A 24,927-nucleotide genomic window follows, 5' to 3' on the forward strand; every position below is an offset into this window, starting at 1 on the left:
ATTTTTTTTGCAAATTGGATAAAATTAAAAAAAGTTAATTTGGAGTAGGAGAATATATGGCACAGATGAGCGGTGCACAGATGGTAGTTGAAGCCATGAGAGAAGAGGGGGTAGAAGTAGTTTTTGGATACCCCGGTGGTGCAATCATGAATGTATATGATGAGATTTATAAACATCGCTATTTTGAACATATCCTTACACGTCATGAGCAAGCAGCTGTCCATGCAGCAGATGGCTATGCAAGAGCAACAGGAAAAGTTGGTGTAGCATTTGTCACAAGTGGGCCTGGATTTACCAATGCAGTAACAGGTCTTGCAACTGCATATATGGATTCTATTCCTTTAGTAGTTGTGAGTGGACAGGTGCCCCTTTCTATGATCGGGACAGATGCATTCCAGGAGATAGATGCTGTAGGTATCAGTAGACCATGTACGAAGCATAACTATTTAGTCAAAAGTGCTGAAGAGCTACCACATATTTTGGCTGAAGCGTTCTATATTGCAAGATCAGGAAGACCTGGTCCAGTACATGTGGATATTCCAAAAGATGTGACTGCACAGATAGCCGAGTTTAACTATCCAAAAGAGATAAAGCTAGAAACCTACAAGCCAACCATCAAAGGAAATGCACGTCAGATAAAAAAGGCAATTGAGGCGATTGCACAAGCTAAAAAACCGGTATTCTATCTTGGTGGTGGTATTATTCACTCAAATAGTGCAGATTTAGTGCGTGAACTTGTCCAAGCCACACAGATCCCAGCTGTTGAAACTCTCATGGCTCGAGGAACTCTGCGCTATGATGATGAATTGCTTCTTGGTATGGTTGGTATGCATGGAACATATGCAGCAAATATGGCGATGAGTGAAGCAGATCTTTTGATAGCATTAGGGCCGCGCTTTGATGATAGAGTTACAGGAAAGCTTTCAGAATTTGCGAAATATGCACAAATCATCCATGTAGATATTGATCCAAGCAGTATTGGAAAGCTTGTACATGTAGACTATCCAATTGTTGGGGATCTCAAAAAAGTCCTTGAAGAGATGGTGCCTCAAGCAAAAGAGAAGGTGGATCCAAGCAGATATGAGCCATGGAGAGATATACTGAGACGCTATAACGAGCTCCATCCTTTAACGTATGAAGATAGTGATGAAGTGCTAAAACCTGAATGGGTAATCCAAAGAGTTGGAGAAAAGCTCAAAGGAAAAGCGCGAATCTCTACTGATGTGGGACAGCATCAGATGTGGACAGCGCAGTACTATCCATTTACTCGTCCAAGAGAGTTTATCACTAGTGGTGGACTTGGTACAATGGGATTTGGTTTTCCAGCAGCTATGGGGGTAAAAAAGGGTATACCTGATGAAATAAGTGTCAATATCAGCGGAGATGGTTCAATTTTAATGAATATTCAAGAGCTTATGACAGCAGTAGAGCATAGACTGCCAGTTATTAATATTATTTTAAATAATAACTATCTGGGCATGGTTCGTCAGTGGCAAACATTTTTCTACGATAAACGCTATGCTGAAACTGATCTCTCTATGCAGCCAGATTTTGTGAAGGTGGCTGAGAGTTTTGGCGGTGTTGGTTATCGTGTCAAAACAAAAGATGAGTTTGATAAGGCACTAGATGATGCAATAAGCAAAGGCGTTGTAGCACTTATTGATGTTGTGATCGATAGGTATGAAAATGTATTACCTATGGTTCCTGCTGGGGGAAGTCTGTATAATATGCTTTTAGAGTATAAGGATTGATAATGAGTGAAAGAAGAGTAATTTCGGTAATCGTATTGAACGAACATGGCGTACTTACGCGTATTACCGGGCTTTTTGCAGCAAGGGGATACAATATTGAAACGTTGACTGTTGCACCTATTCCAAATAGCAAGTATTCACGATTGACAATAGTAACGAGTGGGAGTCCTCGTGTCATAGAGCAGATTATAAAGCAATTGCACAAACTTATACCGGTATATAAAGTAATAGAGCATAGCGATTTAATTGAAAAAGAGATGGTTATGGCAAAAATCCCTCTAGAAGAGAGGCTTTCAGATGTTGAAGCTTTATGTCGTGCATACAATGGTAATATTGTAAATATAGGACAAGATAGCGCAATTATTATGGCCGCCGATGAGCCAAGAAGGATTGCAAACTTTATTAGTGCGTTAAAACGTTTCAATCCTAAAGAGATAGTTAGAAGCGGTGTTGTGGCGATAGAGCGATGAGATTAAGTGATATAGCAAAACAGTATGATCTTGAACTTGTAGGAGAGGATAAAGAGATCCACTCTCTTGCAGCCTTGCAAGATGCAAAAGAAGATCAACTCTCCTTTTTGGAAAATAAAAAGTACCTCAATGCACTTAAAAAAACACAAGCTGGTGCAGTTATTGTAAAAAAAGAGTTTTTATCCCTTTTGCCAAAAGGGGTAAGTGCTCTTATTAGTGAGGAGCCCTATCTCACCTTAGCCTATATCTCCAAACTTTTTGCAAAAGAGCCTATGAGTAAAAGCGGCAAAGAGCCTCAAATAGGCAATAACTGCACTATAGCTCAAAATGTCTCCATCGGTTTTAATACTGTTATTGGTGATAATGTTACATTGATGCCAGGAGTCGTCGTAGGAGAGAATGTTACTATTGGTGATAATACACTTATTTATCCTAATGTTACAATCTATCGTGACTGTCACATAGGAAAAAACTGCATTATTCATGCAGGAACTGTTATTGGGAGTGATGGATATGGATTTGCTCATACAAAGAATGGTCGACATATTAAAATATATCAAAATGGCAATGTAATAATTGAGGATGATGTAGAGATTGGAGCAAACTGTGCTATTGATAGGGCAGTTTTTGGATCTACCATAATAAAAAAAGGTACAAAAATTGACAATCTCATACAAATTGGACATAACTGTATTGTAGGTGAAAATGTTCTCATGGCTGGACAGTCCGGGCTTTCTGGATCTACTATTGTTGGCAAAAATGTTACTATTGGGGGACAGGCCGCAACTGCGGGACATCTTACAATTGGAGATTATGCTGTGATAGCAGCACGAGGTGGAGTAACAAAATCTATTCCTGGCGGAAAAGTCTATTCCGGTTTTCCTCTCATGGAGCATAAACAGTGGCTCAAACTCCAAGCCCTTCTCGTTCGACTTCTTAAAAGAGGTAACTGCTAGAAAAGTATCACTGAGAAGTAGAAGTTTTTGTTATAATCCTTGTAAACAATAAAGGAGGGCGATATGGCAAAAACGCATAGTGAAATTAAACTATTCCATCTTCATGGAACAAAAGATGGAGTTGTAAGTGTAGCACACATTACTGAGCCCTATGGAGAGGGGAGTGAGCCAGTTGTGAGCATAGGGATCTCTTTGAAAGGTAATGCGCTTGAACCAGAATGGAAAGTACATATTCCCTATGAAAACATTGATGATCTCATAGAGGCATTGCAACTTGCAAAAAAAGAGTTTGGCAAAGATTATGTTCCAACCGAGCATGCTACGCCACTTGATAATGAGGAAGGAATTGGGGGAGATTAAGAGAGGCTGCAGCTTTTAGGGCTGCAGTACTCATTTGATGCTGCTCTGTGATGACGTAGCTCATTCCAAGGTATTTTTGGAAGCTTTTTTACTCTCTTTTTATACTCATCATGTGATATCTCTTCAAAGGGTGGTTGAGGATAGAATCTATTTTCTTTTGGCATAAATGTTGTTGATTTGAGCATAGGCAAAAACATTTTCAGAATTTTTGCAAGATCTTTTGGTTGATACTTCTTTGGATCAAATTCAATAGTATTAGAGACCATATTATCTGCCCACTCTCTTTGAAGCGTTGTAAGTACCATCATCTGTTCCCAAACAGTTACATTTTGCAAAGATCTAGGATTGTCATAGTGGAGAGGAAATGCAAAAATAACAGTTTGTGGATCGTGAATATCCTCTTCATACTCCATTCCGTTTTGCATGAGAAGTTGTGCTAAAGGTGTATGAAACCCTACTCTTATGCGGCGTAAAGAATAAGGAGCAAGAGGGTAGTGCATTCCAGGACTTGTGCCTGCTAAAAGACTAATAGTACCCGATGGTTTTACTGCTGTAACTTTTAAAGAAGAAGGAATTCCAGCTTCAAGTGCCAAGGAAGTGTTGATACTACGCACTTTTTCGTAGCCTTTACGAAGCCATCTAACAAGAGTATCAAAACCGATTTTTTCTATTGCATCTGCTACTCCTGAGACACTTACACCTGTTCTTCTATTTCTTGCTACTATCGCATTGGTCTCTTCTCTATGTGTAGGAAGAAGATTAACGGTAGATGCATAAAATGTAGCATACTCAACCATCTCTAAAAACTCATTTAAATTATTACACTTTGAGATAAAAATTTCTGCAAGATTACACAGCTCGTAGCTTTCGAGTGCTATTTCGCCACAAGGATTACTGAGCCATGCTTTATCTTCTATGATTTGTCCAAATCTTCCATACTTTTGCATATTTTCTAAATGTAAAATACCTGGCTCACCATTTTGGTAAATATGTTCTGTGAGATTATCAATATGATGAAAATCGTTGATATTTTCTAATATCACTGAATTATTAGAGATCCATCCATACGCTCTTCTCTCAGGATAGCGCTCATAATTTTTGAGATTGATAAATGTTTCATCATCTGGATCTCCTATTGCTATTTGAGCAGATCTGCGAATATTTCCAGAGACTACGCATACACCAATATGGTTAAAAATATCAACTACTGTGCGAGTTTTGTCTATTTTTCCATCAAGATAATCATCAAGAGTTTTTTCTAGTGTCTTATGAAGTTTTTTGAGAGGTTCAGGCCCTGCTGCTACACCACCAAAGGTTTTTAAAGGAGTACCTACAGGTCTTATTTTTGAATAATCGAAACGATAAAAAGGTTTTTTCTTTGTATAACTTTCTAAAAGAAGCCTAACCGATTTTACCCATCCCTCTTTGCTATCTTCTATTTCATAGATTCTATAATTTTTTTTGTTAGGCCGATATGCTTTTCCATCCCATGCAGTATTAAACCCTACTCCTGCACCGACCATGAGCATATCCATTGCCCAGTCAGCTGCGAGAGAAAGATCAGAACTATCTACTGCAGCGCAATTATACAAAGCTGCGCTTCCTCTTTCATACATATATTCCGCTCCCATAATCCAAAGGCCTCGGCCAGGAGGAAGCCATTTAAGTTGATGCATTGCAATTGCAAATTTTTTGGCAAAGTTTTGCCAATATTCTTCATCCCAGTGGAGATGGTGTTTTATATAGTAATCCTTACGTATAGAAAAGACGCCTTCTGTTACACGGACAACTACATCTTTCCAATTTTCATTAGAACCATCTGGTTTTATTCGACTGTAGCTACGATAAAACACTACTTCGCTAAAAAGTCCAAATCCAAAATTTACCGGAAGCTTTTTTAGCTCTTCTTTAGTTTCCTGAGCTAAAATAAACCTAGAAGTTACATACATGAAAACTCCTTTAAGAAATTATAGCGAAGATGGAAAAATGAGAGAGAATAATAAAACTAAAAGTGTTATATTTTTAATTTCATTAGCATATCTTTTTGCACTTTTTTTCCGCTTTTTTCTCTATTTTCTAGCAAAAAAACATCCAGAATTTCAGTTTGGTGGCCATATCATTTCAATTTGGACTGCAGACGCAGGGCTCCATGCGAGCATTGCTAAAAATCTTCTCACTCATTCTAGCAATATTCCACACTATATTACAGATAGAATGCTTGGTGAAATTATCTATGTTTTAACGAAGTATCTACATATTCCTCTTGATGTAAGCATTTTCATGTTACCAGCTTTCTTTGCATCTTTGATTGTCATACCTCTTGTTTTAATATTTTATGAATTTGGGTTGTTGCGCGTCGGTTTTTGGAGTGCATTGGCTGCAAGCATAGGTATGAACTACTATTTTAGGACACATTTAGGATATACTGATACAGATATACTAAATTTCCCTCTCTTTTTTATGATTGCTTATACTATGATAGCGATGTTAAAGAGAAAAAATCTCCTCTTTAGTGGATTAGGCGCAATTTTCATGCTCTTTTTTCATTTTTACTACCACTCAGCTAAGCCCCTTACATTTGGACTTGTAATCTTTTTTGCCTTGTATATTTTGCTCTTTGCAAGAAAAGAGCAGCTTTATTATTATGCTTTAGTTATCTATCTTTTACCAATTGTACCGATTTCTCCATTATTTATAGTAATTACTATTTTGTTTATTACATCATTTTTAATATTTGTAAATAAAAAAGTACATATCTCATCACAATGGTTACTGGTATTTGCTCTTGTACTTTTTGTAAGTGCCGGATTTGTAGCATATCAAAAAGGATATCTGCAAAGAGCAGCCACATATTTACAAAAGCAAGAAAAAACTTTTAAAGATAAGAGTGGTAAAACAATAGCTCTTCAATCAACACTCAAAACCGTCGCTGAAGCAAAAGGGATAACATGGAGGCAGCTTGTTACTTATAGTAGCGGATCACTTTTTATTTTTTTACTTGGCTCTCTTGGTCTTTTTCTTTTGGTTTGGAACCACAGAGAGGTTTTTATATTGCTCTTGCCCTATATCATTGGACTAATCTCTTTAAAAGCAGGGGTTCGCTTTACAACTTTTGCTGTACCAGTAATTGTTGCTGGATTTATCTATATATTTTTTCTCTTATATAGAAAAGTAGAAAAAAGAAAATTTGCAGATGTGATCTTTTATGGAGCAGCTGCTTTTATAGTAGCTTTTTATCTTCATATAATGGATGCCTATAATCATCTTCTCTCACCCTTTTTTAATGCAGGTCAAGTAAAAGCTATTACAACACATCTCAATACTAAAGAGAAAGGTTATATTCTTACATGGTGGGATTATGGTTGGCCTCTTTGGTACTACTCTAATAAAAGAACTGTTATAGATAATGGAAAACATCACTATGATAATTATATAGTAGCAAAAACTCTTTTTTCCAGCGATCAAGAATTTATTGCTAATTTCAATCGATTTTTTATAGAGAAATTTGACAAAATTTTTCCTTGGTCTGTTTTTCCATATGTAGCCAAAAATTATGAATTAAACAAAATTTTAAACAATTTACACAAGACAAATCCTCAACTGCCTCCAAAAAAGAATGAGATTTATTACTACTTTGATGACAAGATAATCACAAAACTCCCTGTGATTGAAAATTTTGCATATTTTGAAAATGAGAAAAAAGAAGGGTTTGTTTGGATAGATAAGTTGCACTTATTTAATACACAAAAAGGTATTGTACAAGGAGAAAAAATCCAAATAGATCTCCAAAGAGGTATTTTATATTTGGGGAAAAAGAAAGATTTTATTGGTAAAATTTATTTCAGCGATGGAGTGGCAATTCGCAATACTCTTTTTTATCGGCCAAATAACTATGCAATAATTGTCTATAAAAATAGATTTATTATTGGAGCATACCGATATATAAATAGCTTTTTCTTTCAGGCTTTTTTCTTTAATAATCTTGATAAAAAACTCTTTAAAACACTAAGTTTTACGCAAGATGCAAAAATCTTTCAATTGATAGGTCGATAGCAATGAAAAGAGAAGTCATTGGCTTTATTATTTTTATAATAGGTGGGATCGTAGCCTTATTGAGTGAAGCATTTACAACTGCTCTCTATAGTGCTGCAGCAATTTTTATTTTTTATATTATAGTAGAGAACTTTACTAACAAAACTTTATCAAAAAAGGAAACAAGAGAAAAACAAAAGAAAAAAGACTCTACAACACCATCTTCTAAATCGCAGGAGAGTAACTGGACTACAGGACTTTTTACACACTACCATCAACGGTAGTGTGTTACAAATTTCTTTATTCTCTCTATTCCTTCTTCAATACTTGCCATATCTGTAGCAAAGCTAAAACGAAAATATCCTTCGCTACCAAAACCGATACCAGGAACCACGGCGACACCCTCTTGCTCGAGAAGTTTTTTTGCAAAGAGCATGGAATCTTTTTCGATTTGTGAATGATTGACAAAGAGATAAAAGGCTCCATCTGGACTAAGAACTGAAATGCCATCAATTGCATTGAGAAGTGCTACGGCTCTGTCACGCCTTTTTTCAAACTCTTTGCGCATCATCTCGATATCATTTTCTATGGTTCCATCAAGTCCTGGAATAGCAGCCTTTTGAGTTATGGAATTGATATTGGATGTGCTTTGGCTTTGCAATTTTTTCATAGCTTTCACAAGTTCTGTTTGAGATGAAGCGAGATAGCCAAACCGCCAGCCAGTCATTGCTGCAGATTTACTGAGACCATTAATTGTGATTGTGCGTTCAAACATATCTTCATTAATACTTGCTGCACTTGTAAATTTTGCTCCACCGTATACTAACTTTTCATACATCTCATCACTAGCTACAAAAATTTTCGTTCCAGCTAGTACTTTTGCTAGTGCTTCAAGCTCCTCTTTTGTATATACTGCGCCTGTGGGATTGGAAGGGGTAGTAAGAATAAGTAGCTTTGTTTTTGGTGTTATGGCATCTTCAAGCTGTTTTGGAATTATTTTAAATCCACTTGACTCATTAGTAGGAATGATAACAGGTTTGCCTCCAGCATATTTGACAAGTTCAGGATAGGTTACCCAATAGGGAGATGGAATTATAACTTCATCACCTTCATCAATAAGCACTTGTGTGAGGTTAAAGAGACTCTGTTTAGCCCCATTGCTTACTATTATATGTTCTGGTTTATAACTCAGATCATTGTCTCTTTGAAGTTTTCCAATTATTGCTTCTTTGAGCTCAGGAATACCATCTACAGCTGTATATTTTGTAAATCCTTCATTTATCGCTTTAATAGCTGCATCTATGATAGCCTGCGGTGTATCAAAATCTGGCTCTCCAGCTGAAAAGCTTAGAACATCCTTACCGTTTGCTTTGAGTTCCCTGGCTAATGAAGTTATAGCCATAGTAAGAGATTCACTCAATTGATCTATTCTGCGTGCAAGCATGTATTAATCCTTTAATTTCATAGATTTTAAAAACTCTTGATATATTTTATCAAGTTCTTCCTCTTTTTTAAGAAGATCTTTATCTCCAGACATATAAGCGTGTTCAAGGAGCGCAAAACGTTTCAAAAGATATTCAAACAACTCTTTATCTATATCAGGAAGTTTGTTGTGAGAGAGTTTTCCGCGATCAAACCCTTTACTCACCACACGTGCTGGAATACCTACAGCTGTAGACTCATCTGGAACGTCTTTAACTACTACAGAGTTTGCTCCAATTTTAGCATTTTTACCAATTGTAATATTACCAAGCACTTTCGCTCCTGCACCAATAACCACACCATCTTTAATAGTTGGATGCCGTTTGCCGTGAGAAAGACTGACTCCCCCTAATGTTACTTGTTGATATATAAGAACATCATTTCCTATTTCTGTTGTCTCTCCTATGACAACACCAATACCATGATCGATAAAAACTCTTCGACCAATTTTTGCAGCAGGATGAATGTCAATTCCGGTAAAGATTTGATTTATGCCCATGAGTATACGTGCTGGAAGTTTGAGTCCCCATGAATAGAGTTTATGAGCAATACGGTACCAAAAGATACTCCATACTCCTGGATAGTTTGTAAGAAGTTCAAATTTAGAATGAATTGCTGGATCTCTCTCCCACACAATGGAAAAATCCTCTTTTATTAATTGAAAAAAGGAGATCCCTTTCATACGCAAACCCTTTTGGGAGAGATTTTAAGATAGTTATTTTCATGAAGGAGTAGATGGAGATTTTCTAAGATTTTTTCTTTATTTTTGCAACCACTTTTTGCAATATACTGCTTCAGTCTACTTTGAATTTCATTGATGTCATAATCCATATCATAGAGAATATCTAAAATTGTCTGAGATTCTACAATATTTTCAAGTTTATAGCCCTGCTCATCAAAAACAACTGTCACTTCTGTTGGATGTGTGAAGAGATTATGTTTCATTCCTAATATTTCTTGATAAGCACCAACGAGGAAAAAAGCCAAAAAGTACTCCTCTTTACTTAAGTCTACATCATGTAAAAAGAGAGGATAATCTATATTAAAATCAATCTCTCCATCACTATCGCAGGTAATATCCCATAATGATGCACTTCTTGTTGGATTTTGATCGAGTTTATTGAGAGGCATAACAGGAAAGCGCTGTTTAAGACCCCAGAAATCTGGCAAACTTTGAAAGAGAGAAAAATTAAGAAGGTAGCGCTCTTGGACTCTATCTTGGATCCGCTTAAGTTCATAGCGATCTTTATCTTTTGTAAGCTCAATTGCTTTTTTGATAATGAGATGCACAAGTATTTCTGTATTGCTACGATCTTGCAAATCAATATAACCAAGATCAAAAAGGGTCAAAAGTGATTCCATATGATCGAGGCTATCGTGAAAATATTCAATAGCATTAGAGGGATTGATACTTTTATAGAGGTCGTAAAGCTCTTGAACTAAAGGAGGATTCTTTTTTTTAAGCTTGAGTCCTTTTTCTGTATACTCTTGACTAAAAAGCTCTAGTACCGGTGCAATAAGTACGGCATGGCTAGCGGCGATAAATCGTCCAGATTCAGTGAATATATTGGGCTCTTCTACGTTTTTTTGGACTGCAATCTCTTTAAGCAAAAAGACTACATCGTTTGTAAATTCAGTAAGAGTATAATTGCGATTATGTATATTTTCATGTTGAGAATACTCTACAGCTAGTCCACCTCCAAGGTTGATATTATTGAGATTTTTTGCGCCCATCTTTTTTAGTTCAGCATAGATATTTCCAGCTTCGCGTAGAGCCTTTTTGACAGGATTTATCTCTCCTATTTGACTTCCAATATGAAAGTGGATCATAGTAAATTTATCAAGGAGACTATTTTTGCGTAAAAGCTCTACAGCTTCAAGAAGTTCCGTAGATGTAAGACCAAATTTAGAATTGATACCACCACTTTTTGCCCAGATACCTATACCGGAGCTATGTAGACGTATACGAAGGCCAATATTGGGAATAGGATCTTTGTACTCTTTAGCAGCTTCTATAATATTTTCTAGTTCATTGAGACCCTCTATTGTCAATGTGGTATCAAAACCCATCTTTCTTGCAATAAACCCTAGGCTAATCATGCTTTTGTCTTTAAAGCCATTAACAGTGATGGGAGCATTTTTATTATTAAATGCCATCGCAATGATGAGTTCAGCTTTGCTCCCTGCCTCTAATCCATAGTTATACTGTTTTCCAATATCGACAAGGCTTGTAACGAAATTGGGAAACTGATTGACTTTAAGAGGAAAGACTGCTTGAAATTTTCCTTTGTAGTTGAAAGTTTTAATTGCCCTATTAAATTCACTAAAAAGAGAATCGATCTGTTTTCTAATCAGATGGGGAAAGCGCAGCAGTATTGGACCTCTAATTCCTGTGTCTCGAATTTTTTGTGTAATTTCGTAGAGTGAGGGTTTAGATTTATAGTTTATTTTTACAAATCCCTCCTCAATGAAAAAATCCCCATTTGACCATAAATGGATTCCGTAATTTGTCATTGGATCCCCATAAACTCTTCGAAAGTAACAACTTTTTCACTTTTTTGCTCTAAATCTTTTATCCACACAGTGCCATTTTGGTACTCCTCTTCGCCTATTATACAAGCATAGCGAGCTTTTTGTTTGTCTGCTGCTTTGAGATGGGCTTTGAGGCTTTTAGGTTTAGGTTCAAAATAGACTTTTTCTTGTTTACGTTTTTTAATAGTGAGAGAAAATGCACTCTCAATTGCTTCAGCTATCATTACACCAAAATAGAAACCTTCACGTTTATTCTCATCAAGTTGAATAAGCTCCAAGACTCTTTCAATTCCTATAGCAAATCCGACTGCTGGAGTAGGGCGCCCACCTAAAAATTCCACTAAATTATCATACCTTCCTCCACCAGCAACTGCATTTTGCGCACCAAGATCGCTACTTACAAACTCAAACGCTGTTTTTGTGTAATAGTCAAGGCCTCGCACCAAGTTTTCATCTATTGTAAATGCTACTCCTTCACTTTGTAAAATCTCTTGCAGTTGGGAGAAATCTCTGTTACAGTCATCACATAAATGTTCTAAAAGTTTTGGGGCATTCACATAAATCTCTTGACAATATGCATTTTTACAATCAAGTACTCTAATAGGATTGGTCTCTCTTCTTCTCTTACAATCTTCACAGATATCCTCTTTACTAGAAAGAAAATCAATGAGTTTTTTACGATAGGAAGGCAAGCACTGAGGGCAGCCAAGAGAGTTTATTTTAAGTTCATAGCCAATGTGAAAACTATCTAGTATCTCTTTTGCTAGGAGAATAATTGATGCATCCTCATACACACTTGCTTCACCAAAACTCTCTACACCAAATTGGTGAAACTCGCGGAGTCTTCCTTTTTGTGGTCTTTCATAGCGAAACATAGGACCATAGTAGTAAAACCTATGGACACCTCCTTGACGATCGAGTTTATGCTCAATGAAGCTGCGTACTACACCAGCAGTCCCTTCGGGACGCAAACAGACATCATTACCACCCTTGTCGATAAATTGATACATCTCTTTACCTACAATATCACTACTTTCACCTACGCTACGACGAAAAAGTACTGTTTCTTCTAATAAAGGAGGCTCAATATACTCATGAGAGTAATTTTGTGCAATGTGTGACGCTTTTTGAATAAATGCGATATATTTTTTGCTTATTGGTGGTAAAATATCTTTCATACCCCGTAACGCTTTGATAGCCATTAGTTTTCCTTGATAAATTGAACTATTTTTTCAAATATTTTCTCTTTAGATGCAGTCGCATCAAGAATGAGGTATGCAATTTTACTATGAATTACCAAATTTTTCATTATTTCTTGCACTTCCAAAAGATATTCAATACCTCTTTGCTCTATATTATCAAGTGGTTGGGTGCTCAAGCGCCTCTCTAGTTCTTGGGGTGAAATCTCTAAAAATACAATTTTATCAGGATAGGTGTTTTGCAAAGCAATAGCGTTTAATTTTTGAAGTTTTTCAATGCTCATAGATGTTTTTGTTTTAGCATAGGCAATACCTGAAATAAATCCTCGATCACTAATTATCAGCTTATCTTTATTAGGAATAATAATTTTTTGTATATGCTCGGCGCGATCAGCTAAAAATAAGAAAAGTTCTGCGATTGTAGAAGGATTTTGAGTATGAAGAATGAGCTCACGAATTTTTTTGCCTAATGGTGTACCACCTGGCTCTTTGGTAAAGATAGCATGAGGGAAGGCTTTTTGTAAAAGTGCTATTTGTGTACTTTTGCCAACTCTATCTATACCTTCAAAGAGGATATACATCTATCTACTCTCTAAAAGAGGGATAATAGCTTGTGGTACAAGATGTGATACATCACCTTTGAATTTTAAAATAGCACGTACAACTGATGAGCTAATAAAAGCATTTTGTAAACTTGGCATGAGATAGAGGGTTTCAAGCTCTTTATCGAGGGATTGATTAGCGTATCCAATTTGCAGTTCATACTCAAAATCACTTACTGCTCTAAGTCCTCTTATAATGATTTTTGCTTGCTCTCTTTGACAAAAGTTGACAAGTAGTGTGTCAAAATCTTTAATGCGAACATTTGGTATATGCTGCGTAGCAAGTTTTGCCATTTTGACTCGTGTTGCAATATCAAACATTGGCTTTTTTTCTTGGGAAAGGGCAACTGCTACAATAACTTCATCAAAAATTCTTGCAGCACGGCTAATAATATCAAGGTGCCCATTTGTGATAGGATCAAACGTTCCTGGATAGATAACTTTTTTTAACATTCCCATCTCTTATATAGATTATGTTCTATACCAAGTAGATCAAACCATTTGCCAATAAAAAATTCTTCCATTTCTTTGAGACTCTTTTGCTTAGAATAGTAAGCCATGATTGGTGGGGCAATTATAACATTTATTTTGGAGAGTTTAAGCATATTTTCAAGGGCTATAGGGCTTAAAGGCATTTCTCGTGGAGCAAGAAGTAATTTTTTTTGCTCTTTTATCATAACACTTGCAGCACGAGTTACAAGATTATCTGCGATACCAACAGCAATTTTCGCCAATGTATTCATTGAACAGGGTACAATCATGAGTGCGTCAAGACCAAAGCTCCCGCTAGCCGGCCCTGCCCAAATCTCATCATTGTAAAAAAGATTACTCTCTTTTTCCAGTACTATTTTTGCGTTTTTTGAAATTATGAGATATTTTTCAATAGATGTAGGGAGACATTTATATGCTTTTAGACCTAGTTGTGCACCACTTGCACCTGAGATTGCGACAGCGACTTTCAATAATAAACCTTCAGGAGAAAAACGTGGAGCGGGAGACGGGATTCGAACCCGCGACCCCCTCCTTGGCAAGGAGGTGCTCTAGCCTCTGAGCTACTCCCGCAGTGGTACCGGGGGAGGGACTCGAACCCTCACGGGCAAAAGCCCACGAGATTTTGAGTCTCGCGTGTCTGCCAGTTTCACCACCCCGGCTTCGGGAACGAAATAGTAACAAAAAAAAGATTAAAAAAAATTTAATCCTAAGAGCCGAAGCTCCAGGATTATTTCGCTACTTCTTCTTTAAGTTTTTTTCCTACTTTAAATTTTACAACTCTTGTTGCTGGTACAGTAACAACTTTGTCTGTTCCAGGAACTTTTGCTTTTCTTTCTGCTCTCATTGAAGTCGTAAAAGTACCAAATCCAATAAATGCTACATCTTCACCTTTTTTGAGTGCCTCTGTAATTGTCTCTAGAGCAGCTTCAATGACCTTTTGTGTATCTTTCTTTGAAAGTCCAGCTTTTTCTGCAACCGCTTGGATGAATTCACTCTTTTTCATTGTGATTCCTTTTGATAAAATTGGATTACAATTCAATTCTACAAATATTTTTTAAAAAATTCAAGGAATTTATGCCATTTTTTTCAAAAAAAGTGTCAAAAATAGGGTGATTTGCTCTTTAAGTTACAAATTTTTGTATAATTTTGAAAAAATAAAAGGCTTGCTTTGAAAAAAATCTCCTCTCTTTTTATTTTCATGCTGCTTATTTACTTAGGTATCTCAACAATTTTTATGGATTTTCATTTTGTTGGAAAATTTGGAGCAATTCTAGGAAAATATAATAGAGAGATTTTTGGATATTTTTCATATATCTACCCCTTTTTGCTTTTACTGCCGCTTTGGTTTGCTTACAAAAAAAATTTAACTGCAAAAGAGTTGGGTAACTTTTTTCTTGCAATACTTTTAATTTTTTTAGCACTACTCATTTTACAAGCTCTTCTTTTTACTCCTCCTCATAATGGAAAATTGGCAAATAGTTTTATTAATATGCTCTCACCTTATATAGGTATTGCAGGAGTATGGCTCTTTTGGTTCATGCTCGTTGGAGTGATTTATCTTCTCTTTGCAAACAGACTCAAAGCTTTATTAAACGCAAACGTTAAGAAAGAAAAACTAATTATAGACGAAAATAATAATGCTGTCATTATCAAAGAGAAGATAGAGCAAGAAATTCAAGAAACCTCAGAAACAGTAGCTGAAAAAAATGAAAAAAAATCCCACAAAGAAGAGAAGAAACCTTCAATAAAACTTGTCAAAAATCCACTAGAAACTTTGCAACAGAAAGATATGTCTTCAAAACCCACAAAAAAACAGAATAGAAATATAAATATTACTAAAAAAGAGAAAGAATCACTATCAACTTTAATAAAATCTACCCAAAAAGATAATGAACAAAAACCTCTTCAAGATAAAAATATAAAAAAAGAGAATAAAAAAATACAGGAAGTCAAAATTGTTAAAACATTAGAAGAGAATGAAAAGTTTCTTGCATCAATTGAAAAAGGTGCAATTGACAAACCAGAAAATTTTCAACTCCCTCCAATTGAGTATTTGCAAAACCCTCCAAAAGAGAAACAAGAGATTAATGAAGCTGAAATAGATAGTAAGGTTACAGAGCTCATAAGTAAGCTCAAGCAATTTAAAATCGAAGGGGATGTAGTTCGCACTTATTCTGGACCACTTGTTACAACATTTGAGTTCAAACCTGCACCGCATATTAAGGTATCAAAAATTTTGAATCTGGCTGATGACTTAGCTATGGCTCTTCGTGCACAGACGATCAGGATCCAAGCACCTGTGCCAGGAAAAGATGTTGTTGGCATAGAGATTCCAAATAGTAAATTTGAAACAATTTATTTAAGAGAAATCATCGATAGTGATATCTTTAAAAAAGCTGCATCGCCTCTTACACTTGCTTTAGGAAAAGATATAGTTGGTAAACCTTTTATAACAGATCTGAAAAAACTTCCTCACCTTCTCATTGCAGGAACAACAGGAAGTGGTAAAAGTGTAGGTATTAACTCTATGCTTATCAGCCTTTTGTATAGAAACTCTCCAGATCGCTTAAAGCTTCTTATGATAGATCCAAAGATGTTAGAGTTTAGTATCTACAACGATATCCCACATCTTCTTACTCCTGTGATTACTTCATCCAAACAGGCTGTTGTAGCTTTGAGTAATATGGTTGCAGAGATGGAGCGGCGCTATCAGCTTATGAGCCAATTAAAGACAAAAAATATTGAAGGATATAACAAAAAAGCCAGTAAAGTGGGTTTGCCAGAGCTTCCATATATTGTTGTTATAATTGATGAATTGGCTGATTTAATGATGACAAGTGGAAAAGATGTAGAATACTCTATTGCACGCCTTGCTCAAATGGCACGAGCAAGTGGTATTCATCTCATCGTTGCTACACAAAGACCAAGTGTTGATGTTGTAACAGGACTGATTAAAGCAAATTTGCCAGCCCGCATTAGCTTTCGTGTTGGACAAAAAATAGATAGTAAAGTTATTTTAGATAGCATTGGGGCTGAGTCACTTCTTGGAAGAGGAGATATGCTGTTCACTCCTCCTGGAGCTGCAGGGATTATTCGATTGCATGCACCATGGGTGAGCGAGCAAGAGATTGAGCAGATAGTAGAATTTCTCAAAGCTCAAAGAGAACCAGAGTATGAAGAGAGGTTTTTGGCTGAAACGCTCGAAAGCGGTTCTACAAGTACTACAAATGCATCGGGCGAAGAGCTCGATGAGCTTTATGAAGAGGCAAAAGAGATTATACTCAGCGAGAGGAAAACTTCAATCAGCTATCTTCAAAGACGCTTGCAAATAGGTTACAATAGAGCTGCAAGAATTATAGAACAGCTTGAAAATATGGGAGTTCTCTCTGCTCCAAATGCAAAAGGTAGCAGAGAAATTCTTCTATAGTGTTACCTTTCTTTACACTCTTTTTTTGCACTGATACTATTAGTAACATTTTCACTGTTCATTATTGGATGTTTGTTAGAATATCATTACAATTACAAGGAGGAGATATGGAAGAGTTTCTCAAAAAAATGCAGCAAAAAATCGAGCATTTCGAAAAGCTTGTTGAAAAAGATAAAGAGGAGATTGCCCAACTTGAGTCTAAGCTTACTCAAGTAAAAGAGCAGTTGGCTTCTTTAGAGTCTGAGATTTTGCAAATCTCGCGTGAATTACGAGAGCATGAGCATAGATTTCATGATATTCTCAATCATCTGAAACGAATCCAACAAGCCACACTCAAAGCACAAACTGAGCGTGAAATTGAGATGCTTGAAAGAGACAGAGCACGACTTATAAAAGAGCTTGATGAGCATAAAAAAATTATAGAGGAACTCAAAGAGCGTTACGAGGAGATGACCTCGCAAGAGATGAAACTTCTTGATGAAGAGATGAAACTTGAAGAAGAGAAATCTCACCTTCTTCATGAAAAAGAGGTTCATCTCAAACGACTTGAGCATATTTTGCAACAATTTCAAAAGAGAATTGATCAATTTCGACACAACTATAATTTACAATAAGGAGTAGGTATGGGATTTATTGAAGAATACAAAAAAGCGGCTGCTGAACGTGAAGCAATGGGGATTCCGCCAAAACCATTGACTGCTGAACAGGTAAATGAAGTCATTAAGCTTTTGAAACAAGTACCAATAGTGGAAGAAGAGTTCTTGATGGATCTTCTCCTCAACCGTGTTCCTCCTGGCGTTGATGAAGCAGCGTATGTAAAAGCAGCATTTTTGCGTGATATTGTACAAGGTCATGCGCAAACTGCAGCTATTAGTCCAAAGCATGCAGTTGAAATCCTTGGCACAATGCTTGGTGGATACAATGTGGGACCTCTTGTAGAGGCACTCGATCATGAAGATCCAGAAGTTGCACAGGCAGCTGCAGATGCACTGAAAAAGACGCTTCTTGTATACAATGCATTCAATGATGTGGTTGAAAAAGCAAAAACAAATAAATATGCAAAAGAGGTTCTTGAGTCTTGGGCAAATGCAGAGTGGTTTTTTAGCAGAGATCCTCTTCCAGAATCAATCAAAGCAGTGGTTTTTAAAGTACCAGGCGAAACTAATACAGACGATTTAAGTCCGGCAAGCGAAGCATGGAGTAGAAGTGATATTCCTTTGCATGCGCTCTCAATGCTCAAAGCAAAGATGCCAGATGCACAAGAGACTATTAAAAAACTGAAAGAAAAAGGGCTTCCTGTAGCATTCGTTGGTGATGTTGTAGGAACAGGTTCCAGCAGAAAATCTGGTATCAACTCAGTGCAGTGGTGGATCGGAGAAGATATCCCACACGTTCCTAATAAGAGAACAGGTGGTATCATTATAGGTGGTATCATTGCTCCAATTTTCTTTAACACCGCAGAAGATTCTGGTGCACTTCCTATTGAAGCTCCAGTAGATAATCTTGAAACAGGTGATGTTATTGAAATTCGACCATATGAAGGAAAAATCCTCAAAAACGGTGAAGTTGTTAGTGAGTTTAAACTAAAACCTAATACATTGCCTGATGAGTATAGAGCAGGTGGACGAATTCCGATGATTATTGGTCGGGGCTTAACACGAAAAGCAAGAGCTGCGCTTGGTATGCCAGAAGAGAATTTCTTCACTAGACCTGAGCAACCAGAAGGAAAAGAAGGTGTTGGATATACACTTGCTCAAAAGATGGTAGGACGTGCATGTGGCATGGAAGGTGTACGCCCTGGAATGTATGTAGAGCCTGAGACTTTAACAGTTGGTAGCCAGGATACCACTGGTGCAATGACCAGAGATGAGATTAAAGAGCTTGCGGCTCTTAGCTTTGGAGCAGATTTTGTATTGCAAAGTTTTTGTCATACAGCCGCCTATCCAAAACCAGCAGATATCGAGTTGCAGCATACTCTTCCTGAATTCATTACAAGTAGAGGTGGTGTGAGCTTGAAGCCTGGAGATGGTGTTATTCACTCTTGGCTTAACAGAATGGTGCTTCCGGATACTGTTGGTACAGGTGGTGATTCACATACAAGATTTCCTATAGGTATCAGTTTTCCAGCTGGATCTGGTCTTGTAGCATTTGCTGCTGTTACTGGCACGATGCCACTCAATATGCCTGAATCTGTACTTGTGAGATTTAGCGGTGAGTTACAGCCTGGTATCACGCTTCGTGACCTTGTAAATGCGATCCCTTATTTTGCTATCAAACAGGGACTCTTGACAGTAGAGAAAAAGGGTAAGAAAAATATCTTTGCTGGACGAATCCTTGAGATCCAAGGACTTCCATTCCTCAAAGTTGAGCAGGCTTTTGAGCTTAGCGATGCTAGTGCTGAGCGAAGTGCAGCTGCTTGTACAGTTGAGCTTGATGAAGAGCCTGTAGTTGAGTATATTAAATCAAATATCAAGCTTATTGAGAAAATGATTGATGCTGGGTATCAAGATGCTAAAACGCTTGAGAGACGTAAGAAGAAAATGGAAGAGTGGCTTAAAAATCCAACACTTATGAAAGCGGACAAAAATGCAGAGTATGCTGCAGTTATTGAGATTGACTTAAATGAAATTACTGAGCCAATTGTTGCATGTCCAAACGATCCAGATGATGTTGCAACTTTGAGTGAAGTACTTGCTAATCCAAATAGACCACATAAAATAGATGAAGTATTTGTTGGAAGCTGTATGACAAATATTGGTCACTATAGAGCTCTTGGTGAAGTACTCAAAGGTGAAGGACAAGTTCCTGTAAGACTTTGGATAGCTCCTCCTACTAAAATGGATGAAGAAGAACTCATTGAAGAGGGATATTATTCTATTTATGCTGCAGCAGGTGCAAGAACAGAGCTTCCTGGATGTAGTTTATGTATGGGTAACCAGGCAAGAGTTAGAGATGGAGCAACTGTTTTTAGTACAAGTACAAGAAACTTTGACAATAGAATGGGTAAAGATGCTAAAGTCTATCTTGGAAGTGCAGAGCTTGCAGCAGTTACAGCGATTTTAGGAAGAATCCCTACGAAAGAGGAGTATCTTGAAATCGTTCCGAAAAAACTTGCTGGTAAAGAGGATAAAGTCTATACATATCTTAACTTTGATCAGATTGATGAAGCATTATTAGAAGAGATGATTCATAAATATGTATAAAAAGCAGCGCCTGTTGGCGCTGTTACTCTTGAATCACATCCCATTCAGGGTTTATTTTATATCCAAACTGTTTTGTTTCTAATTCAATATTTTGCTCCGGATCCAAAAAAAGTATCTCGTTAAGATTTCCTAGATCATCTTGATAGCTAATCTTTTTTAATTTTCCATTATGAAAATAGATATCAAAATTCTTCTTTTCAATAGCTGCTTTATAGTGATCGTTTTCAATCTTTTTAGCATTCTCTAAAATTTTTAAAAGATTTAAATCTTTTTGTAAATGATTGATTGTAACTTGTTCTAGTTCAGGCTCAATAACTACTACTTTATTGGCAATTATATGGATCTCTTTATAAAGAGGTTTTTTATAAATCCATTTGACTAAAAGAGGTTTTTTAAACCAGACTTCTCCTTCATATCGAAGAGTCTTATTTTGCTCATTTGTAATTGTTTGCAAAAATTTGCTATGAAATGTATTGATATTGATTTTCGCAAAAGAATATGCTATAACTACTATAAATATTAGTAATAATTTCTTCATGGAATCCTCCTTGATGAAAAAAGATTATATACCAAATTGTGTTAAAATGGCAAAACGAATTTGAAAGGATAGGGAATAATGCTAAAGAGTGTTGTCCATAAAATTATAGGAACAAAAAACGATAGAGAACTTAAACGTTATCAAAAACGTGTAAAAAAAATAAATGCTCTTGAACCTAAATATGAAAAATTGAGTGATGAAGAACTGAAAAAAGCCTTTGATGAACTACGTCAAAAAGTAAAAAACGGCGAAGCTACTATGGATGAAGTACTTGAAGACTCCTTTGCAATTACAAGGGAAGCAAGTAAGCGTGTTCTTGGAATGCGCCATTTTGATGTACAGCTCATCGGTGGTATGGTACTGCATGAAGGAAAAATTGCAGAAATGAAAACAGGGGAGGGAAAAACCCTCGTTGCAACTCTTGCAGTAGCCCTCAACGCAATGACTGGAGAAGGTGTCCATGTAGTTACTGTTAATGATTACTTGGCAAAGCGTGATGCTACTGAAATGGGTAAACTCTATGAATTTTTAGGTTATAGCACAGGATGTATTACCAGTGAAATTCAGGATGATTTGGAACGAAAAAAACAGTACCAATGCGATATTACTTATGGTACAAATAATGAATTTGGATTCGATTACCTACGAGATAATATGAAATACTCACTTGAGGAGATAGTACAAAGAGGACATAACTATGCAATAGTTGATGAAGTGGACTCCATTTTGATTGATGAAGCAAGAACTCCGCTTATTATTTCTGGTCCAACCAATAGAAAACTCGATACCTACATAAAAGCTGATAAAATTGCTAAGCAGCTTGAGCGTGATAAGCATTTTACTGTTGATGAAAAAGATAGAGTTATTCTTCTTACTCAAGAGGGTATTGCAAAAGCAGAAGAGCTCTTTGGTGTAGACAACCTCTATAGCATGGAAAACGCAATTTTAGCTCACCACCTTGATCAGGCCCTCAAAGCTAATCATCTTTTTCAAAAAGATGTAGATTATGTTGTGAAAAATGGTGAAGTAGTAATTGTAGATGAGTTTACAGGAAGACTGAGTGAAGGGCGACGATTTAGCGAAGGTTTGCACCAAGCTTTAGAAGCTAAAGAGGGGGTACAGATCCAAGAGGAGAGTCAAACGCTCGCTGATATTACATTCCAAAACTACTTTAGGCTCTATAAAAAACTTGCAGGTATGACCGGTACTGCACAGACTGAGGCGACTGAGTTTGCAGAGATTTATGGTCTTGAAGTTATCTCAATTCCAACTAATAGACCTGTCATTAGAAAAGATTTAGATGATCTCATTTTCAAGACAGAAAAAGAGAAGTTTGATGCAGTAGTCAAAAAAATTAAAGAGCTCCATAAAAAGGGTCAACCTGTACTTGTAGGGACTACGTCAATAGAAAAAAATGAATTGCTTCATAAGCTTTTAACAAAAGAGAAGATTCCTCATACGATACTCAATGCCAAACATCACGAAAAAGAGGCAGAAATCATCGCACAAGCTGGTAAGAAAGGTGCCGTAACAGTTGCAACAAACATGGCAGGACGTGGTGTTGATATAAAAATCGATGATGAAGTAAGAGAGTTAGGAGGCCTCTTTATTCTTGGTACAGAGCGTCATGAGAGTAGACGGATTGATAACCAGCTTCGAGGACGTGCTGGACGTCAAGGGGATCCAGGTGCGAGCCAATTTTTCTTGAGCCTTGAAGATAACTTACTACGTATTTTTGGTGGAGATAGAATCAAAAACATTATGAACCGCCTGGGAATTGAAGAGGGCGAGCATATCGAATCAAAAATGGTAACACGCGCTGTTGAAAAAGCGCAAAAAAAAGTAGAAAATCTCCATTTTGAATCACGTAAACATATTCTTGAATATGATGATGTTGCTAATGAGCAGAGAAAGACAATTTATAAATTTCGTCAAGAACTTCTCAATCCAGAGTATGACATAGATAGCAAAATCAAAGAAAATAGAGCAGAGATTGTTGAAGATATCTTGCATGAGTGTGAAATTTTTCCAGAAATGCCAAAAGAGGATTTCAATCTTGAAAAATTGGTAAAAAAGATTCAAGAAGACTTCAATACTACATTTTCACAAGAAGAGTTGCAAAATAGAGATTATGAAGATCTCAAAGAGTATATTCTCCAAAAATTAGAAAATGAGTATGAAGAGAAGATGAGCCGTTTAGATGATGCTCAAAGACGCGAAATTGAGAGGATCTTGTATCTACAAGTCCTTGATAATGCTTGGAGAGAACATCTCTATCAGATGGATATTTTGAAAACTGGTATAGGTTTGCGTGGATATAATCAAAAAGATCCTCTCGTTGAGTATAAAAAAGAGTCTTACAATCTTTTTATAGAGCTTATTCACCGTATAAAATCTGAAGCAATTAAGACACTTCATATGATACAGCTGCGTGATGAAGCTGAAGAGGAAGAGCTGCGTCGTTTAGAAGCAGAGCTTGCTAAAATGGAAGAGGAGGTCAAACAAGCTGCTGTATTGCAACATGGCCAAGAGGTGCAGCAAGAAGAATCATCTCATAAAACCTTGGTAGGCACAAAAAAGCCAGCGCGTAACGAACCATGTCCATGTGGGAGTGGCAAGAAATATAAGCATTGCTGCGGCAAGAGTGGGCCTAAGAAAGGTGTCTTAGCAGCTGCAGCCAATGGATAAAAAACTTGTCAATTATATAGTTCGAAGATATCTTCGTTTTGATAAAGAGCAGCCATTTATTTTCTTATCTGCTCTCCTTGCCTTTTTAGGCATTATGGTTGGTGTAATGGTACTCATTATCGCAATGGCGATAATGAATGGTTTTGATAAAGAGTTTGAAAAAAAACTTTTTACTATGAATTATCCTCTTACAGTGTTTCCAAAATACTCTCCTTATCTTTATGAAGATATTTTAAAGACTTTGCAAAAAGAGTTTCCCTCTTTGCGCTATAGTCCCTATATCTCATCACAAGTTATTTATAAAAAGGGTGATAAGCTCGAAGGGGGGATTGTTTTTGGTGTAGATTTTGCAAAAGAGCGAGAAATCAATGACGTATTGGCATCCTCTTTAAAAAAAGTGCCGCAAAAATTTGAGATTATCGTAGGAAAGCAGCTCTTTGATGAACTCTATCTCGTTCCTGGAGAGAAGATCTTCTTACTATTTACCAAAAGTGAGCCCAGTGGATTTTCTATTACACCAATTTTTAAAAGATTTAAAGTAGTAGGGACATTCTCTTCTGGTCTCATTGCATATGACAAAGCTTACTCTTATACTATATTGGAGAGTCTGCGCAAAGTACTCCGTTTTCCTCTCCACACTTTTTCTGGCATTCATATCTATTCACCAAATCCTCAAAAAGATTTGCAAAAGATAAAAGAGGTATTACCAAATAGTATAGGAATAGTTGGTTGGTGGCAGCAAAATGGAAATTTTTTTGCAGCACTTGCAATGGAAAAACGAGCTCTGTTTATAGTTTTGATGCTTATAATTCTCATAGCTTCACTCAATATCGTTAGCTCTTTATTGATGACTGTAATGAATAGACGCAAAGAGATAGCGCTGTTGCTCAGTTTGGGTGCCACTCCAAAAGAGATTCGGTCAATTTTTTTCAAACTCGGCTCAATTATAGGTGGAGTAGGAATTCTTTTTGGCGTAGCATTTGGATTTTTAGGCCTCTTTATATTGCAAAACTTCGATATTATTCAACTCCCAGCAGATGTTTATGGTACAGCCAAGCTTCCTGTGGATTTGAGCTTACAAGATCTTACTCTTATTATTTTTGGTGCAATCGCAATCATTCTTCTTTCTGCTACTTATCCTGCAAGAAAAGCTACAAAGATCAATGTTATTGAAGTGTTACGTAACGAATAAGCA

General features: G+C 36.6%; 21 protein-coding genes and 2 tRNA genes. 11 read left to right on the top strand and 12 right to left on the bottom strand.

The window, feature by feature from the left end:
- Window positions 1–56 precede the first annotated feature (56 nt).
- The 4 genes from JG738_RS05150 to JG738_RS05165 all read left to right on the top strand — a co-directional run bounded on the left by JG738_RS05150 (window position 57) and on the right by JG738_RS05165 (window position 3,537).
- A complete protein-coding gene (locus JG738_RS05150; protein WP_201338680.1) occupies window positions 57–1,751 on the top strand; it encodes an acetolactate synthase large subunit in 1,695 nt (564 codons plus the stop codon).
- Between the two features lie 2 nt (window positions 1,752–1,753).
- Complete coding sequence (gene ilvN, locus JG738_RS05155) at window positions 1,754–2,221, top strand: acetolactate synthase small subunit (RefSeq protein ID WP_201338681.1); 468 nt, start codon at window positions 1,754–1,756, stop codon at window positions 2,219–2,221.
- Window positions 2,218–3,177: a UDP-3-O-(3-hydroxymyristoyl)glucosamine N-acyltransferase gene (lpxD, locus tag JG738_RS05160; RefSeq protein ID WP_201338682.1), complete on the top strand. Its 960-nt coding sequence runs from the start codon at window positions 2,218–2,220 to the stop codon at window positions 3,175–3,177. The genes ilvN and lpxD overlap by 4 nt, the downstream gene beginning before the upstream one ends.
- Before the next feature lie 63 nt (window positions 3,178–3,240).
- Window positions 3,241–3,537 (top strand): hypothetical protein, encoded by a 297-nt coding sequence (locus JG738_RS05165; protein WP_201338683.1) that lies wholly within the window; start codon window positions 3,241–3,243, stop codon window positions 3,535–3,537.
- Here JG738_RS05165 and JG738_RS05170 read toward each other — a convergent pair.
- The gene (locus JG738_RS05170; RefSeq protein WP_201338684.1) at window positions 3,534–5,486 is read right to left on the bottom strand and encodes a fused protease/ribonucleoside-triphosphate reductase; all 1,953 of its coding nucleotides are present in this window, start codon (window positions 5,484–5,486) and stop codon (window positions 3,534–3,536) included. The genes JG738_RS05165 and JG738_RS05170 overlap by 4 nt on opposite strands.
- A gap of 37 nt (window positions 5,487–5,523) precedes the next feature.
- Here JG738_RS05170 and JG738_RS05175 point away from each other — a divergent pair, with 37 nt between their 5' ends.
- The gene (locus JG738_RS05175) at window positions 5,524–7,590 is read left to right on the top strand and encodes an STT3 domain-containing protein (RefSeq protein WP_201340477.1); all 2,067 of its coding nucleotides are present in this window, start codon (window positions 5,524–5,526) and stop codon (window positions 7,588–7,590) included.
- A 2-nt stretch (window positions 7,591–7,592) separates the two neighbouring features.
- The gene (locus tag JG738_RS05180; protein WP_201338686.1) at window positions 7,593–7,853 is read left to right on the top strand and encodes a hypothetical protein; all 261 of its coding nucleotides are present in this window, start codon (window positions 7,593–7,595) and stop codon (window positions 7,851–7,853) included.
- Here JG738_RS05180 and JG738_RS05185 read toward each other — a convergent pair.
- The 10 genes from JG738_RS05185 to JG738_RS05230 all read right to left on the bottom strand — a co-directional run bounded on the left by JG738_RS05185 (window position 7,844) and on the right by JG738_RS05230 (window position 14,879).
- Complete coding sequence (locus JG738_RS05185) at window positions 7,844–9,013, bottom strand: pyridoxal phosphate-dependent aminotransferase (RefSeq protein WP_201338687.1); 1,170 nt, start codon at window positions 9,011–9,013, stop codon at window positions 7,844–7,846. The two genes, JG738_RS05180 and JG738_RS05185, sit on opposite strands and share 10 nt — an antisense overlap.
- Before the next feature lie 3 nt (window positions 9,014–9,016).
- Window positions 9,017–9,724 carry a serine O-acetyltransferase gene (gene cysE / locus JG738_RS05190; protein WP_197685371.1) on the bottom strand — a complete coding sequence of 236 codons (708 nt, stop codon included), beginning with the start codon at window positions 9,722–9,724 and terminating at the stop codon, window positions 9,017–9,019.
- Window positions 9,725–9,729: 5 nt separating this feature from the next.
- Window positions 9,730–11,565 (bottom strand): biosynthetic arginine decarboxylase, encoded by a 1,836-nt coding sequence (gene speA, locus JG738_RS05195; RefSeq protein ID WP_201336886.1) that lies wholly within the window; start codon window positions 11,563–11,565, stop codon window positions 9,730–9,732.
- The gene (gene hisS, locus JG738_RS05200; RefSeq protein WP_201336887.1) at window positions 11,562–12,785 is read right to left on the bottom strand and encodes a histidine--tRNA ligase; all 1,224 of its coding nucleotides are present in this window, start codon (window positions 12,783–12,785) and stop codon (window positions 11,562–11,564) included. The genes speA and hisS overlap by 4 nt, the downstream gene beginning before the upstream one ends.
- Window positions 12,785–13,363, bottom strand: coding sequence for a dTMP kinase (gene tmk, locus JG738_RS05205; RefSeq protein WP_201336888.1), 579 nt, complete (start codon window positions 13,361–13,363; stop codon window positions 12,785–12,787). The genes hisS and tmk overlap by 1 nt, the downstream gene beginning before the upstream one ends.
- Window positions 13,364–13,837 carry a pantetheine-phosphate adenylyltransferase gene (gene coaD / locus JG738_RS05210; RefSeq protein ID WP_201336889.1) on the bottom strand — a complete coding sequence of 158 codons (474 nt, stop codon included), beginning with the start codon at window positions 13,835–13,837 and terminating at the stop codon, window positions 13,364–13,366.
- Entirely contained in the window at window positions 13,831–14,346 is a 516-nt protein-coding gene (locus JG738_RS05215) for a UbiX family flavin prenyltransferase (protein WP_201336890.1), read from the bottom strand. Before JG738_RS05215 ends, coaD begins: the two co-directional genes overlap by 7 nt.
- Before the next feature lie 24 nt (window positions 14,347–14,370).
- Window positions 14,371–14,446: transfer RNA gene (locus tag JG738_RS05220), tRNA-Gly, on the bottom strand.
- A 2-nt stretch (window positions 14,447–14,448) separates the two neighbouring features.
- Window positions 14,449–14,535, bottom strand: a tRNA-Leu gene (locus JG738_RS05225).
- A gap of 68 nt (window positions 14,536–14,603) precedes the next feature.
- Window positions 14,604–14,879, bottom strand: coding sequence for an HU family DNA-binding protein (locus JG738_RS05230; protein WP_084275819.1), 276 nt, complete (start codon window positions 14,877–14,879; stop codon window positions 14,604–14,606).
- 195 nt (window positions 14,880–15,074) lie between these two features.
- On the opposite strand from JG738_RS05230, the gene JG738_RS05235 reads away from it, so the two are divergent.
- The 3 genes from JG738_RS05235 to acnB all read left to right on the top strand — a co-directional run bounded on the left by JG738_RS05235 (window position 15,075) and on the right by acnB (window position 20,506).
- Window positions 15,075–17,303, top strand: a complete 2,229-nt coding sequence (locus JG738_RS05235; protein WP_370583678.1) for a DNA translocase FtsK — start codon at window positions 15,075–15,077, stop codon at window positions 17,301–17,303.
- A 107-nt stretch (window positions 17,304–17,410) separates the two neighbouring features.
- Complete coding sequence (locus JG738_RS05240; protein ID WP_201336891.1) at window positions 17,411–17,917, top strand: hypothetical protein; 507 nt, start codon at window positions 17,411–17,413, stop codon at window positions 17,915–17,917.
- Window positions 17,918–17,926: 9 nt separating this feature from the next.
- A complete protein-coding gene (acnB, locus tag JG738_RS05245) occupies window positions 17,927–20,506 on the top strand; it encodes a bifunctional aconitate hydratase 2/2-methylisocitrate dehydratase (RefSeq protein WP_201336892.1) in 2,580 nt (859 codons plus the stop codon).
- A 22-nt stretch (window positions 20,507–20,528) separates the two neighbouring features.
- Here acnB and lolA read toward each other — a convergent pair whose 3' ends face one another.
- Window positions 20,529–21,044: a LolA-like outer membrane lipoprotein chaperone gene (gene lolA, locus JG738_RS05250; RefSeq protein ID WP_201336893.1), complete on the bottom strand. Its 516-nt coding sequence runs from the start codon at window positions 21,042–21,044 to the stop codon at window positions 20,529–20,531.
- Window positions 21,045–21,122: 78 nt separating this feature from the next.
- On the opposite strand from lolA, the gene secA reads away from it, so the two are divergent.
- Both secA and JG738_RS05260 read left to right on the top strand, forming a co-directional pair.
- Window positions 21,123–23,732 (top strand): preprotein translocase subunit SecA, encoded by a 2,610-nt coding sequence (gene secA, locus JG738_RS05255; protein WP_201336894.1) that lies wholly within the window; start codon window positions 21,123–21,125, stop codon window positions 23,730–23,732.
- On the top strand, window positions 23,725–24,924 hold the full coding sequence (locus JG738_RS05260) for an ABC transporter permease (RefSeq protein ID WP_201336895.1): 1,200 nt from the start codon (window positions 23,725–23,727) through the stop codon (window positions 24,922–24,924). The genes secA and JG738_RS05260 overlap by 8 nt, the downstream gene beginning before the upstream one ends.
- Window positions 24,925–24,927 lie beyond the last annotated feature (3 nt).

Source organism: Nitratiruptor sp. YY08-26, from assembly GCF_016593215.1.
GTDB classification, from domain to species: domain Bacteria; phylum Campylobacterota; class Campylobacteria; order Campylobacterales; family Nitratiruptoraceae; genus Nitratiruptor; species Nitratiruptor tergarcus.